At 47.8% G+C, this 15,722-nt stretch carries 6 protein-coding genes; all 6 read right to left on the reverse strand.

Annotated features, from left to right (window positions below; genetic code table 11):
* Positions 1–15: 15 nt before the first annotated feature.
* Entirely contained in the window at positions 16–1,776 is a 1,761-nt protein-coding gene (locus tag M1D30_RS09610) for a fasciclin domain-containing protein (protein WP_248503415.1), read from the reverse strand.
* A gap of 31 nt (positions 1,777–1,807) precedes the next feature.
* On the reverse strand, positions 1,808–3,853 hold the full coding sequence (locus tag M1D30_RS09615) for a fasciclin domain-containing protein (RefSeq protein WP_248503417.1): 2,046 nt from the start codon (positions 3,851–3,853) through the stop codon (positions 1,808–1,810).
* 29 nt (positions 3,854–3,882) lie between these two features.
* On the reverse strand, positions 3,883–5,676 hold the full coding sequence (locus M1D30_RS09620) for a RagB/SusD family nutrient uptake outer membrane protein (protein WP_248503426.1): 1,794 nt from the start codon (positions 5,674–5,676) through the stop codon (positions 3,883–3,885).
* 34 nt (positions 5,677–5,710) lie between these two features.
* The gene (locus M1D30_RS09625; RefSeq protein ID WP_248503428.1) at positions 5,711–9,103 is read right to left on the reverse strand and encodes a SusC/RagA family TonB-linked outer membrane protein; all 3,393 of its coding nucleotides are present in this window, start codon (positions 9,101–9,103) and stop codon (positions 5,711–5,713) included.
* Between the two features lie 14 nt (positions 9,104–9,117).
* Entirely contained in the window at positions 9,118–12,027 is a 2,910-nt protein-coding gene (locus M1D30_RS09630; protein WP_248503435.1) for a fasciclin domain-containing protein, read from the reverse strand.
* A gap of 228 nt (positions 12,028–12,255) precedes the next feature.
* Entirely contained in the window at positions 12,256–15,555 is a 3,300-nt protein-coding gene (locus M1D30_RS09635; protein ID WP_248503437.1) for a hypothetical protein, read from the reverse strand.
* Positions 15,556–15,722: the final 167 nt, after the last annotated feature.

Here is a 15,722-nt window from a genome sequence, read left to right on the forward strand (position 1 = left end):
TTCAGTTTTTTATTATTAGAGACCTCGGTCATATTTATAGTCGGGATGCTCCTTGATATAAGTATCAAGGTTCTTCGGACGAAGAATGATACAGTCAATACGCATCGTACGGTCGTAAATAGCAGTCTGCTTGCTACCTACGCGACTTCTAATACGCACATAAGGAGCATAAGTCTGATTAGAACCAGACATACCCACATAAGATGTTGGGAACGTCACATCACCAATGTAGGTAGTATCAACCTTAGCAGTCATGCCTTCAACGTTCTGCAGTGAGTCAACTGCGGGGTCAATATCCTTAAAGGTAATGTCCTTCGTCTTTCCCTTCTCGTCAGCATAATAGAAGGTCACTTCAACATGATTCTTCTTCAGAGGCTCTGAATAGTATTTACTGTTGATGTTTGCAGGAACAAAGACAATATATGCGCTATACTCTGTTGAGCGAACACCAGGGAGATAGAAGTTAACCTCAGGGTTCACTGCCTTACTGGCAGGAGTAATCTCCAAGTAACTATTGTTAGACACCTTACCATCAACTTCCTCGTTCTTTCTGTTTACAGAAACAGCCTCAGCACTACCATTGCTTACATAAGCAAGGAATCGTGAATACTCAGTTTCGAAACGCAGTTCAGGGTTCCACAAGTTCCATGTACGAACATGCAAGCTGTCGTCTGCCGTCACCCATATAGCGCCGTTACTCTTATCAACACGCGTTGTATGGGCAAACAGATTGGCAGCATCCTCAGAATAAGACTTCGCTCCGATTGTTGACATCAGAGAGTCCATTTTCAAAGATGCACCATCCTGCTGGTTCTTCAGTTTCTTGTTGTCGTAGATATTGTTGTTGTAGAACAGCTCACCAGCAAGGTAAATCTTAGCAATAGAGTCAGTTATAGCAGCAGCATCATCCAGTTTAACCTTCTGGATAGTCTGGTTCTCAACGCTCTCCATAAACTCAAACTCAGGCACGTACTTAAAGAACGAGCTAACCGTTGCATATGCCTTATTCCAAGCCTTATTAGTAGGAGCAACCATAGTATAGCTACTATCCTCTACATTGATATAGGCATCATAGATATCATAGAGGTCATTGTGCTCATAGTACACCGTATCAAGATAAGTCTGTTCGCCATGGAGCACTGGGCCCTTCTTACTCTTAGACTCATCAATTTTCTTCTCATCGTAACTCTTGATGAAGGCGCTGATTGAGTCAAGTTCATAGTCGTAGTTATTCAACGACTCGTAGATACTCGACAAGAAAGGCACCTTACCATCAACAGCATGCAGTGTACCGTTGCTGCAACTGCTCAGGTTGGGAATAGCCAGTTTCACACCCTGAATAGAGTAGTCAGATGCACCATCAAAAGACATCTTCTTCTCATTCAGCATATAGATCTTCTTATTCACCACACCCGATGCAGGATAATTGTTACGAGCGATGTGATTCTCGACAAACTCTCTGAGGAGGCGTTCATTGCCATATTGCGACAACACGTCATAGTCGAAAGAGTTATCAACAGGTGCCCAGACAGTATAAGTCTGTGAAGCCGACAGTTTCTCATCATATCCAGTCTTCTTCAAAAGAGAAGCAAACTGTGTGAGATTATCAGCCTTGTCAATTTGCTGCCACAAGGTAGAACGCTGTGAATCCAACACAGATGAGTTGGTATCAAAGTGATCGTCCCAATCGGAGCAGGCCGTCAGAGTGGCTGCAGCGATGATAGCGCTGCAAGCCATTCCCTTCCAACCAAGATGTTTTATATTGAAACTAATCATAATCGTCTTATTTCTGTTATCAGTTATCGATTTAGTACATATCCTCTACGTAAGTAGTGCTATTATAGACATTCTCAGGGCACAACTCGATGTAATCCAAGTGGAACTGAGCACTGTTGTCGTCGATCACAGTCTTGAAGCGCAACCAGTGTTCACCCTGATCCAGCTTACCCTTGTAGATAATACGGCGCAAGTCCTTAGGATTGCTGCGTGCGTAGTTACCAGAACCAACACCCACAGTATAATAGAGCGGACCACGCATGTAACCAAGGTTACGCATGTTAGCATCACTCTCCACGCCTTTGTCGTCCAGCTTACTCCAGTCGCACCATCCAGTATAAACGTCAGGTGTCAGGTTAGAGTTATTAGCAGGAATAATACGCATGTCAAGAGGAATATCGATAGCCTTCATCGAGCTCAGTTCAGACGAGGTACCCATATAAATCTGCACCATACCACGCTTACCCTCGGCCGTATAACCCATACGCAATTCGTATGTTCCATCGGGCACAGGCGGCAGACGCATAGCGAAGTCGTAGTTACCTTCGCCAAGGAACTCATCGCCCTGATAGTTACTCCAGCCACTGCTCTGACCAGGCAGATACAACAGCAAAGTAGAAGAACCGTTGTAGATTCTCAGGTTCTGGAGGAAGCCCGGAGGCATACAGATGTAGTTACCTGACAGTTGAGCAGCAGGATAGCTACCTTCCTTACCACCATTCATGGCCTTCACCTCTGAGTCGGCAATACGACGGAACGAGTTCGACATCATCTCACCGAACAGCACAGTATCATCAAAACGCATGCGCTCGTTCAAAGCACCACGAGGCACATCCTTGTTATAGACAAGCACGTCCTTGATGGGGTGGATATAACCGTTGGCAGGCTGAACCTGACCCTTCAGGCCAACCAACTCAACGCCCTCGAACATCACGGTATGCATATCCTTTGTACCAAGTTCTGCCACCTGGTTGGTCAGTGAAGAGTTTGCCTCCCAGCGATTCAGTCTCAACACATTCTTGTTCTTGGTAACCTTCACCAGTGTGTAGGGCAACATCGTCTCATAATACTCAACAAGCGTCACCTTGTTAATCTGGTTGTGGTCGTTTGTCAACTTAGCATAAGGAATCTTATACTTCAGAACGTGATAACGCAAGAACATGCTCAACACATTCCAAGGATTCTTATAGTCTGTGCCGCGGCTAATCTGAATATTGTTGTTACGAACATAATCGTACCATTCCTGACAGTTAGCATATACAGAATCAGCATAATGAGCCATTGTCTCAACGTCCACAATACCCTTCTCCTTCAACACATCATCGGTCTCTGCAAACAAGGTATAACCAACCTCACACTTCTCAGGAACATAGAAGCCATACGACTTCTCGATGACGCCAAACGAGTGGCTAGTCTCAGTAAGTGTATCAGCCAAGCCAGTAGCCTTCAGAGCATTTGAGAAGATAGAATACTCGCTATGAGATTCCATCTCACCAGCAATCAGTCGGTTTGAACGTGTGATCACGTGACTAATCTCGTGCAGCACACCATTCTCCAAGTCCACATCAAGACCTTCCTTCTGAATCTTCGCATCGCGGTTGATGGCCACAGTCTTAGCAATAGAGTCGAACGAGGTAGTAATCTCACGTCCCAGTATGGTTTTAACAGTCATACCGTTACCCATATAGACACTCATCACCTCAGTGTTCAACAAGTGGAACAAAGCGATATCCTCACACAGAGAGTCAGTCAGTCCTTCCAGGCTGCGGCTCGTCATGCCATTGTGAGGGAACTCCTTGTTTGTCGTATCGTCGTAAAGGCTGTCAATATAAGCCTGTACGGCATCATTGTCAGGAGCAAAGCAAGTATAAGTACCATAAGCTGCCAGAATCTTGTCGTAGTTGATTCTCTTCAGGATATAGTTGAAACTGCTGAACTGCTCACTGCGGTTCTCCAGATAATCTTCGATGGTCTCACCAGTAAAGGTATAGAGGTTCGACTCGTCAATATCCTCTTTACAGGAATTGAAGATTAAAATATTAAGGAATAAAAATATAAAAATACTAATTCGTTTCATAATTGTAACCTTTCTTAAATTTTAATCTTTTAATTCTTCGTCGTAGATTTCTCCTGAATCCATACAGGGTTCTGCTTCAACTGGTTGTTAACCTTCATCTCCTTCTCGTAGACAGGCCAATACAGATAAGGTTCAGTATCCATCTTGTAAGAGACAGCGTCACCCTCACCAGCCTTATACTTACGAGTGATAAACTCGGTCATAGACTTACGCAATGTAGGAGCCTTGAGCTGACCGTTTTCTCCAGTCTGACTAGCCATGGTCTTGTTGATATCAACACCATCCATACCACGATAGCAATAACGCAGCAGGTCCCACCAGCGCTTACCCTCGAAACAAAGTTCGCGTTCACGCTCTGCCAGGACGAGCAACTCCATAGCATCCTTGGTCACATAGTCCTTCGCATTCAAGGTATCCTTAGCAGTCTTCAGCATAGAACGCTTGTTCACCTTCTGTACCAGATTGAATGCCTTTGTCAGATTCTCCTCGTCAGCATCTGTCGACCTAGCCACCAAAGCCTCAGCCTCCATCAGCATCAAGTCAGTGATACGATAAACAACCCAGTTCTGACGGAAGTTATCGTAGCCACGTGAAGTGCTCTTTGACAAGCCCGATGTTGCAGGTGGTACCAAGGTAACAGCAGAGCTTTCGCCAAACACCATCTTGCGGATAGCCATCTGTTCAGCTTCAGCATTGTCAGCATCATAGACATTGTTCCAGAAACGATAGTCGTTCTTCGAGAAGAACACCTTCTTAGCCTGCTCCTTATTTGCAGTAGCCTCAATAGTATTGAAGATCTGCGAAGCCATCATCGTACCATTGCTGGCGTTTTTGTCCAACTTGTAATAGTGGTTCTCCAGCGCAGTATTAGAGTTGTTAATACCATTATACTGCCATTCCAGAATACTCTCGCGAGAATTGCTGTAGCTGGGATAGAACACCTCCAGAAGAGCATCGCCATAGAGATAGAGATGATACTTATCCTCATCACCAGTACCCACCTTATCAGTATGATACTTCTTATAGTAAGCATCCTTATTATCAACGATCTGCTCTACCAGTCTCTCAACCTCCTCATAATCGTTATAGGCATTCTTGGTCATAGAGCCACGCCACAGATAGATGTCGGCCAAGATAGCGTCGACGGCATCGGTGGTGATATAACCCCAGTTACGCCAATCGTTCTGGCCATAGCCACCCGACTTCATGATATACTGACGAGCCTCCTTCAAGTCGTCAATACAATGCTGAAGAACCTCAGCAGGAGTACTCTGAGGCAGAGTCTCCACCTGTGTATCATCCTCAACAGAGTGTGTCACATAAGGCACATCACGGAAAGCTCTAACCAGATAGAAATAGCACAGCGAACGCAGGGCCTTCATCTGGGCACAAACCACCTCATAGTCACCCTGAGTGAACTCTGGGTCGAGTTCCATCACATCGGGTGCATGGTTCAGCACGATGTTACAGTTGTTAATCACCTTATAGTAGCTCTCCCATGAACAATAGTCCATTGTAGGCAACAGGTTCAATGCACTGATATTATCAAGAGTTGTGTTGTTGTAATCAGACAGTTTCACCAACTCATCCGAACGATAAGCACCCCAGATGATGGCACGTGTCTGAACATCAGCACTCAACATACTTTGATAACAACCATCCACCATCTGGTCGACGTCACTCTTTGTCTTCCAGAAGTTCTCACCAACGATACGGTCGGTGGGATAAATGGTCAGAAAGTCTGTGCAACTGGAAAGTCCAACAGCCAAGCCGCAGCAAGTCAGACCTCCAACAATGATTTTCTTTATATTATTAGTAATCATAATGTTCAATATTCTTTGTTCAACGTTCAAGGTCTTAGAATCCTACTTGGATATTCAGAGTCACCGACTTACTTCTTGGTGTCTGCGAATTATCGTAGGCAATACCCCAAGAGCCAGGAGAGTGCTCAGGATCAGTACCACTATACTTACTCCAGCACAGCAGGTTCTGACCAGAGAGACTCATGTTCAGGCGACGCAGTCCAAGAGCCTTCAGAGTCTTCTGCTTAAAGTTGTAAGACAGCTGGATATAGCTCATACGCACGAACGAGGCATCCTCCACGTAGCGGTCGCTACCCAGGAAGTTATAACCCGTGTTGTACATAGCACGTGGGATCATGGTCACGTCACCATTCTTACGCCAGCGCCAGTTCACAGCAGAACTCTGGTTGTTAGCATTGAACATCTGCTCCAGGTTCATCTTTGCACTGTTCACCACCTTGCATCCCTCACGATAGTTGAAGCTGGTCTTCAGTGTCCAGTTGTCGTACTGGATGTTGAAACCGAAACCACCATTGAAGTGAGGGTTAGAGTTACCAAGATATACAATATCAAGAGAGTTGATCTGACCATCGTGGTTGATATCCTCGTAGATAGCGTCACCACCCTGGAACTTATAAGTAGAAGTACCCTCGCTGAAGTTGTACACCTGACGGATAGGATTACCGCTGCCATCCATCATCACATGTCCCTCCTTATCGATGGCGATAGGAGCGGTCTTGCCCGATGCGAGGAACACATTATTAATATAATCCTCAAACTCCTTGCCAGTCCAGCCGTTGCTGGTCTTCATGTTTGTCAGGTACTCATAGGTGTACTGGTATACGCCCTTATAGCGCAAGCCGTAGATAGAACCCAGAGGATTACCCTTCTGGATGCGGTTCATGAACTGACCACGCTTACTTGAGTCCCACTCAGTGTTAATACTCTCGAGCACGCTCTCGTCCATATCCACAATCTCGTTGAAGTTCTGCGAGATGTTGAAGTTGGCCGACAGAGAGAACTTACCAACCTTCAGGAACTGGTTAGCCGAGATGTTCAACTCCCAACCCTTATTGGTCATCTCACCTACGTTAGCCCAAGCCAGACTTGAGAAACCTGAGGTTGAAGGAATACGAACGCCACTCATCAACAGGTCCTTGGTACGCTTGAAATAGTAGTTGAAGTCACCAGTGATGCGATCGTTGAACAGTCCGAAGTTACCACCGAGGTTATACTGAGTAGTACGCTCCCACTTCAGGTTGTTCAGCTGCAAGCCCTCCAGATAGGTCACACTATGGGTGTCACCCACGCCACCATACACACCAGAGGTGTTATACTTGGCATACTGCACGTACTCTGATCCAGGGGGGCGACCCACGATACCCCAAGAGGGACGGAATGACAACATGCTGAGCCAGTTCTTAGACCATTTCATGAACTTCTCGTCGCTGATGTTCCAACGAGCAGAAAGACCAGGGAACCAACCCCACTTCTTATCGTCACCGAAACGAGTGGTACCGTCGGCACGGAGTGAGAGGTCGAGCACATATCTTTCCTTGAATGACAAGTGACCAGTGTAGATCATTGACATTGAACGCCACTGACCGTTACCAGAACTCATGCTCTCGATATTCACGTCAACAGTAGGCGAGGTGATACCATTAGGTGTGTTTCTGTTAACCACCGTCTGGTTGTTATCATTACCAATCGTCATCTCCCAGCGACCTAGCATCGTAGCATAGAAGTCCTCGTTCTTGAAGTGAGGAGTAAAGGTCAAGGTGTGGCGAGTGGTCACAGCCTGTGAGTTGTAGTCGTACACCTGGTTGCGGTTATAGTTACCATCGTTCCATCCCTTGGTCTCCAAAGAACCAGGCCAGAACTTAGGCTCACTCTTTGAGAAGATATCCAGATATACCAGACCGGTATACTTCAGACGTGTGTGCTCATCGTCCTTACCCATCAACTCATAGTCGAGTTTGAACTCAGGTGAGATACGATAGGTCTTCTCCTTACGCCAAGCCAGGTTAGCAATAGCAACAGGGTTGCCCAGGTCACGGATATTCTTCAACTGGTTAGAAGAAGTACCAGCAACAGAAGAGCCGGCAGCATCGCTGGCGCCCAGAGGCAACATAGCATAAAACTCGTCAGTGTCACTACCGTCGGCATTCTGACGATAAACGCTCATATTAGGAGCCATCTGCTGGGCACGTCCCAGGATGTTATCGTCGTAGTTACGGTTGTTAGAAGTATAAGTCAGCGGGAAGGTGGTGCTGAACTTAATACGGTCACTCACGAAATAGTCCAGAGCCAGTTTCGTAGTGAAACGGTCGAGGCTCTGCTTGATAATCGTACCATTCTGATGGTCATAGCCGGCAGAAACGCGGAAGTTGGCCTTCTCACCACCACCAGAGATTGTCACATAGTGATACTGGCTCCAAGCCGTCTGAGTAACCTCGTCGACCCAGTCGGTATTGTTGTTCCAATTCTCGAACTCAGCCCATGAACGGTTGTAGTTAATCTCGTTGATGTTCGTCGTAGCGTTAGCACTCTGAGTGGGGTTGTAATACATCTCCTTCATCATCATGGTGTAGTCGTCACCATTCAGCAAATTATAGCCCTTAGGCTGCCAGCTGGCCTGCACACGAAGAGAATAGTCAACCTTCACATCACCACGCGCACCACGCTTTGTGCGAATAGAGATAACACCGTTAGCACCACGCGAACCCCAGATAGCTGTTGCGGCAGCATCCTTCAACACCTGGATATCCTCGATATCAGAAGGGTTCACTGACAACAGCGAAGCATAGGTTTCCTCGTTGGCGTTCTGGAAGTCGAAGTTCTCGTCAGGGTTGTCGAAGATATTATCGTCAACAACGATCAGAGGGTTAGAGTTACCATTGATAGAGGTAACACCACGCAGACGCATGGTAGTACCAGAACCAAGGTTACCAGAGTTAGAGATAATATCCAGACCAGCAATCTGTCCCTGCAGAGCCTCATCGGCCGATGTGAAGGCCAGACCTTCCACCTCGCTCATGTTGAACGTCTGTGCTGCGACAGAAACCTCTCGCTCAGGAATAGACAGACCACCTTGGCTGAACTTTCTCTTCTTGGTAACGGTAATCTCAGGAATTGTAGTATCATCCTTCAGGGTGACATTAAACTTAGTACGTGTGCCAATAGGCAGGATAACCTGACGATAGCCCACAAACGAAATCTTCAACTTATTCTTTGCATTCTTGATGGTCATCGAGAAGTTACCGTTGAAGTCGGTCTGTGTGTTAGACACGATACGGTTGTTGTTATCGATTTCCGATACGTTACACATCATGATGGGGCCCATGGCATCGCTCACGGTACCAGAGATACGCACCTGCTGTGCTTGTGCACCTAATGTGAACAAGAAAATATTAAAAAATGCAAGTATTAAAATATTTCTTAGTTTCATAATTCTTTCTGTTTTTAATATTTTATAGTCCCATCATAACGTTTGTAGTAGCGACTTTCAAACTGTTTGCGGTATGCAGCCAGACGTGCTCTTGCATTAGCACCAGTCCAGCGGTTGTCATAACGGCGAGAAGCTGCGGTATAAGGATACAGCGGAGTGCTGATCTGATGAACCACAGCAAACGAAGAGCTATTAATAACATGCGACTTCTTGTTCAGCTCATAGTCGCGTGTCATTACATTCACGAGTTTAGAAGTGCTGGTAGCGTCGACAGTAACAGTCTGACCAGAACGGTCTGTTACAGTAAGACGGCCATTAGCACCACTAACAGTCAGACGCTGACGAATACCCAGCGTATCAGTACATGCAGTAGCATAAATACCTTCGTCAATCACATTATCAGCATAGACAGAGTTGTCCTGGAAGTGATAACGGATAAAGTCGTTGATGGTCTCGACCATAGCCAGAGCCTTGTCGCGCACAGCCTGAATCTCAGGACTGATAGCCTTAGCGCTCTTCTCGGCCTCATACTGCTCCTTCACAGGCTCATAGAGAGCCTTGATGTCGTTCCATGTGGGCAGGCCCTGAGCGTAAGCTTTCTGCATGGCTTCGTTATCGGGAGCATAAACCGTATAGTTATATGAGTTGAAATAATTCACATTATCAGTCAAGCCATTCTTGTTGGCAAAGGCATGATATGCCTCGTAACGGAACTTCTTGGTCACATCATTCTTCTCGGCCAGACGGTCGCTGGCAAACATCATCAGCTCGTCCATATCAAGGTCAGAACAGAGAGCCAGGAACTCAGAGAAACGAGCAGTGGTAGCGGTGTCCTCTTCCAGCACAGCCAGCACTGAGCGCTGAGGAGCCTGGATTACATGATCGATGGCATAGGCCTTACCGTTCTTCTGGTTGTATACCTGAGTCACGCTAGAAACGGGAACACTGCCCTCAATCTGAGCACCACTCTTCACGACGCCATTCTCAAACTTAATCTCGCCGCCGTGCTTGGTCTTATAATACTTGTTGCCATTAGAGCCCAGAGACTCACCCTCAGCCAGCACGATGGTGTGGTAGTTCAGGATATCCTGGAACTGCGACTTAAAGGCGCTAGCCGTTACACGACCGATAGAGTCGCCAATCTCCCACTGTCCGTCAGCATTCTTCAGACACTGCCAAGAAGAGCAATAAACGAATGGCGACTTGTTCTGATAGTAGAACTTCAGGGCACGAGGCTCAGCGTCGGCCAGTGAAGAAGGATCGACATAGTAACGCTCGAAAGCATCGTCGGTGGGAATGAAGAATGCGTAGTTAGCACTCATGGCCAACAGATAAGCATAGTAGTTCAGGTTCAAGTCCAGAGGCTTAGACTTCTTACCATCGTTCACAGCCACGTTCATGATGCGCATGTTGCTCTTCAGGGTTACAGGAGCCGATACAGCCACCAGCGAGGGAGGAGCGAACATCTTGTTCAGCATATAGATAACACCATTGTTGGCAATCTTCACATTATACTGATCGTTCTTGCGATCGAGCACCTGCAAAGAGATACCCATTGGGTCGTTAGCCTCGTCCATCACCTGTCCGAACTTCGAAGGAACAGTACCCACGAACGAGCGCTTCATCAGGTTGTCGACCAACTGCTGCACGTTCTGCAAGGGGATAGAGTCGATGTTCTGCTTCAGGTGCTCACGGTCGTTCAAAGCAACGCCGCCCTTTTTCACGCCAAACTCCTCCATCAGGAACTTACCCTCGCCATTGATAAAGAACTCTGCCAAGGCCGAGTCGGTGGGCACAAACATGGCAGCCACGTCACAGTAAGGATCCTCGCCAGTACCATTATCATAGTTGTTCCAACCTGGATCGTAGGTCAGTCCATACTCCTGCGTCACACCGTTAGGATCCTTCATCAGCGAAGCACCCTGAGAGTAGTTACTGATATAACGCATCTGGAAGATACTGTCAATCTGTGGCAGACCATTAGCCTGAGCATAGTCATTATAGTTACGAGTTGTTCCGCCATCATAGAAAGGTGCGCTGAAGCGGTCGAGCATACGACTGAACAGAGACGACTCGCCGTTGTTGCGAATCACCTGAGCCATGTTGCCAGGAGGCACCAACACATCCGACATCTGGTGGATATAACCATTCTTACAAGTAATATCGGCACTCACAATCTTATTACGATAGATGTAAGCAGAGTGCTTATCAGGATCGTAAGGAGTACCAGTAACAACCTCAAAGTCACTGTCGGCGCCACGGGTTGTGATGCCATTGGTGGTCATCTGCTCCTCGGTGAAGTGAACCATCATAGGACGAGTGTTGTCCATCACCAGATAGATGCCCTTGTTGTAGTACTTCTTCCAGTAGTCATTGTTGAGAGGCATGTCGGCCTCGCCTGCCATGTGAGTGATGGTGTCAACGACATTTGCACTGGTGATGTGCTTAAGAGCCATGCCCTGAACAATGGGGTCAACAGAGTTGCCCGAGATGTTCGAAAGCATCTCAACCAGCAGGGCATTGTCGAGCATAGAAGCATAAAGCAACTGCTTCTTCATGGCAATGGTCAGGTCGTCGTACGACTTGACACCCCATTGGTTGTCGGCATAGAAGCGCTCGAAAGCCTCATCGTTAGCCACAAACACGGTTTTTGAACCAGTTTTCGACAAGGTCTCTGCGTAGCCGAGGTCGTCAATCAGTCGCAGGTAGTTGTTGTACGTACCTGAGAGGATGACCTCATCTCCCTTTTGCAGGGACCCAGGATTCTTCAAAGCCTCGTAGATACTACCACCCAACCATGAAGGATAATTACCCTCATCGTCAAGATCGTAATCGTCCGTACAGGCCGTGAATCCCCCACAAAGCATGGCAACTGAAAATGCTACACACATTTTCTTCGCCAGATCAGTAATGCGGTTATTCATACATTTTTAAGTTATTAATTGTTTTATATACTGTTATCGGTTGTAATTCATATATGGTGGAGCTCATCTTCTTCGCGCGTGCGCTTATATATATAAGGTGTGCTCTCATTTTTTTCTCTTTAGGTGGGCTATCCTTTCGGACGGCCAGTATTTTTTTTGTTTTTGGAATGATTTTGTTGTAAAGCCCTGCGCTCCCGTTTAGAGAGCACAGGGCTATTTTTGATAGCGTTATTTCACAAGAATCTTCTGAGCCTTGCCATTGCGCACCACGATGTTCATGCCACGCTGCAGCTTGCTCACCTTAACACCAGTAATGGTGTAGATGCCATTGGCCACGTTCTTCTCGGTCTCTACAGTATCGACACCAGCCACAGGACCTTCCCATCCAGCGTTGTCGCCCTTGGTCACGAGGGTCAGCGTCCAGCCACCCACAGAATACCAGTTGCCGTCGAACACCTTTGGAGTCTTGCTGGCAGCAGTGCCACACATGGTACCGATGAACAACTCGTGGTTGGTCACCACAACGTCCTCGATCTCCTGATGCTTCCAACCGCGGCCCTGAGCACCGTTAGCATTATAGATGCTGTACTGCAGGTCGGTGTAGTTGTCGTTCTCCACAGCTGTCTTAGCCTCTTCCCAGATAGGACCGAACTTATCGCTGGCAATAATCTGCTCGCCAGTAGCCTCGTCATTGTAGTAGTTCAAAGGAATCTCAACGAAGGTGGTATCAGTCACACCAGCGAAGATGTAAGCGCCCTCGGCAGGTGTACGTGTGTACACGCCTACCTTATAAGTACCGTTGGGCAGATCCTTCACCAACTGAGAGGCCTTGAAGCCAATCAAGCCAATGTGAGTGGTCTCGCCAGTCTCATCGTTGTTCACATCCTGAGAGTGGTATGAGTCGAAGTAACGGGTGTTAGAGCCGTCGAACCACTGACCGCTCTTCTGACCGTTGCCATCGCCATTACCCAGTACGATATCCCAGCCGTCGATAGCCTCAGCGTTGGGGTTAGAGATATAAGCGGTGTAGTCTGAAGCATCAGCATCCTCGTAGATATTCTGCTTCTTCACAGTAGCAACAGCAGCGTTCAACTCCTTCACCAGTGCATCGACAACAGTCTTTGTCTGCATCTGAGCAGTGAGGGTAGCCACATGGCTGGCCATCATATCCTGCAGGATCTTCTTACCAGTCTCCTTAGAGGCAGCAGCCACCTCGTCGGCACTGCGATAAACAGGAGCGTAGCTGTTCACATAGTTGTTCAGCAGCTCAACAGTAGCATCCATCTTGGTGTAGGTTGCCTCGGCTGAAGCCACCCAACCCATCACATAGTCGTAAGCGAACTGAGCGATAGGAGCAGAAACGCCGAAGGCCTCGCGACCGTCAACCTCCTGGCCATCGAGCAGGGCCTTCACCCACAACATCACCTTATCCTTAACGATATCAGGATTCTCGTCGAGTGTCTCCTGAGTGGGGAAGTAACTCACGTACTTAGCCTCACTGTTCTTAGCCTCAGTAAGAGCGGCATTCAGCACCTCGATGCTGTTCAGCATATAGTCAACAGCGGGATCACCATTAATATCAGTGCACTTGTTGATAGAGTCGTTCAGGGTCTTCTTGTCGGCAGCCAGGTGCATAGCATCGGCATACTCCATAGCTTCAGCGAGCTTAGCGTCGTAGGTAGCCTTTACAGCAGCCTTCACGTCGGCATCGCTGGCAGCACCCAGATAGTAGAGCTTGAAATTGGTGGCACAGAACCAGCCGGCAGAACCGTTGCCAGAACCAGTACCCTCGGCACCGATGGTCAACTTACCATCAACCACGAGTACCTTGTCGTCGGCAGTCATGCTAACATTCTGCCATACGCTCTCGTCCCATCCCTCTTCAGTCAGGGTAGCAGTAGAGATCTTCTTGTCAGATGTGCTCTGAGCATATACGTGCTGATCGGTTGCGCAACCAGACTGTGTAATCAGGTCGGCAGAAACAGTGTAGTAGCCGTTGGGCAGATCGGTGATAGTCTGACCTACAGACACCACGCCTGTGAAGTTGCTGTACCATGCGTTCCAGCAGCTGCGTCCGCGCTGCCAGTTCAGGCGATGGTCACCATCCTTAATACCGTTGTTGGTCCAGCCGCCAGCGTTCAGATCGGGACTTGAAGCGCTACCTTCTACATAGCGGTCCTCGCCAGTCTCAGCGTCATAGCGCAAGGGGAACTCCCAGATACCGTCTACCAATACGGGCTCGGCCTCCTCATTGATGAACCAAGGATGCTGAACGAAGATGGTATAGTCGGCAGGATTAGTCTCTGAAGCCTCCTGCGACAGGTAGTAGGCCTTGATAGCGGCATTAGCCTCGGCAACAGCGCCCAGGAGCTGAGCCACCACATCAACGTCTTCAGCAGGCTCGTTCTGCTTGTAACCAAGAATCTTGAGGTAGGCAGCGTCGAAAGCTTCCTTTCCAGCATAGTTGGTGTTCTTCAGCAGATTGTCCATCTTAGCCAAAACGGCATCAATCTTCTTCATCTCCTCGATGGCGGCACGAATCTGTACCATACGGGCGTTAGCCTCGGCCAAGAATGCTTCCATCTCGTCGGCATCGCCACTAGAAGTCATGTCGCTGATTTCCATTGAGTAGTCGGTCAGTTCGCTGGCCAGACCTACATAGCCTGCACCTGAAGCTGTCTTTGAGAGCTCATCACACTCCTCAGCCAAATCGTTGATGTCGGCAGCGAGCAACTCGGCACGGTCGGCCTCACCAATCTTGTAAAGCTTGATACCATCCAAGCAAAGGAATGGGTTGCTGCCAGAACCGCCTTCTGACTCGAAACCGAACTCCATTGAGAACTCAGCTGTAGGTGTGAACTCAATGATGTGCTTGGTCCACTCTGTGTCAGAGAAGCCAGTCTCGTCGTTCCAGGTGTCCTTACGGCAGGTTACCTTTGACAGGTTCTTACCCTTGGTACCACTGGGGTTCAGGTTAACAGCCCAGTACTCCAAGCGATACTTGGCGCAGGGCAACTTAACGGTCTGCTTGTAAACAGCACGACCACCCCAACCGGCACGCATATAGGCAAAGCCCAGGTTGTCGGCACCTGCAGCCTCAGCGGGCTTCTCAGGAACGGTGATGTAGGTAGAGCCATCGTCGGCCACAGGAATGGCTGCAGCGCCGAGGGCATAGGGCAGTGAGCCAAAGTATACCCACTCGCACTTGGGGAATGGCTGGTTGGTCTCAATCTGCCAACCCTGGATACGACCAATAAAACCGTTGGTAGCCTCCAGTGTACGACCGTCGCCACGACTCTTTGGAGTTGATGGATTTACAGTGGCATAAACAGTGCTATCGGCTGCAATAGCTGCGATAGAACGGTCACTCAGATTCTTTGTGTCGATAATCTCCTTCTTGGAGCCGTCAGCCTGCCATGTCAGATCCTGATCGAACCCGGCATTACTGATGTAGTGAGTCACATCTTCCTGTGCAAACAATGATATCGACATCATTGCACTCACCACCATAAGTGATAATCTTTTCATTTGTAGTAAAGTTAGTAAAATTAGTTAGATAAATTAATATATTAATTTGCGGATGCAAAAATACAAAAAAAGTTTTAATGAGCCACACTTTTTCTTAAAAAAAATCAAGCAACAAGCGAAGATTGCACATTATTACCTCCATATAGGACAAAAGGTGTACAAATAAT

It is taken from the genome of Prevotella sp. E15-22, from assembly GCF_023204875.1.
Classification (GTDB): domain Bacteria; phylum Bacteroidota; class Bacteroidia; order Bacteroidales; family Bacteroidaceae; genus Prevotella.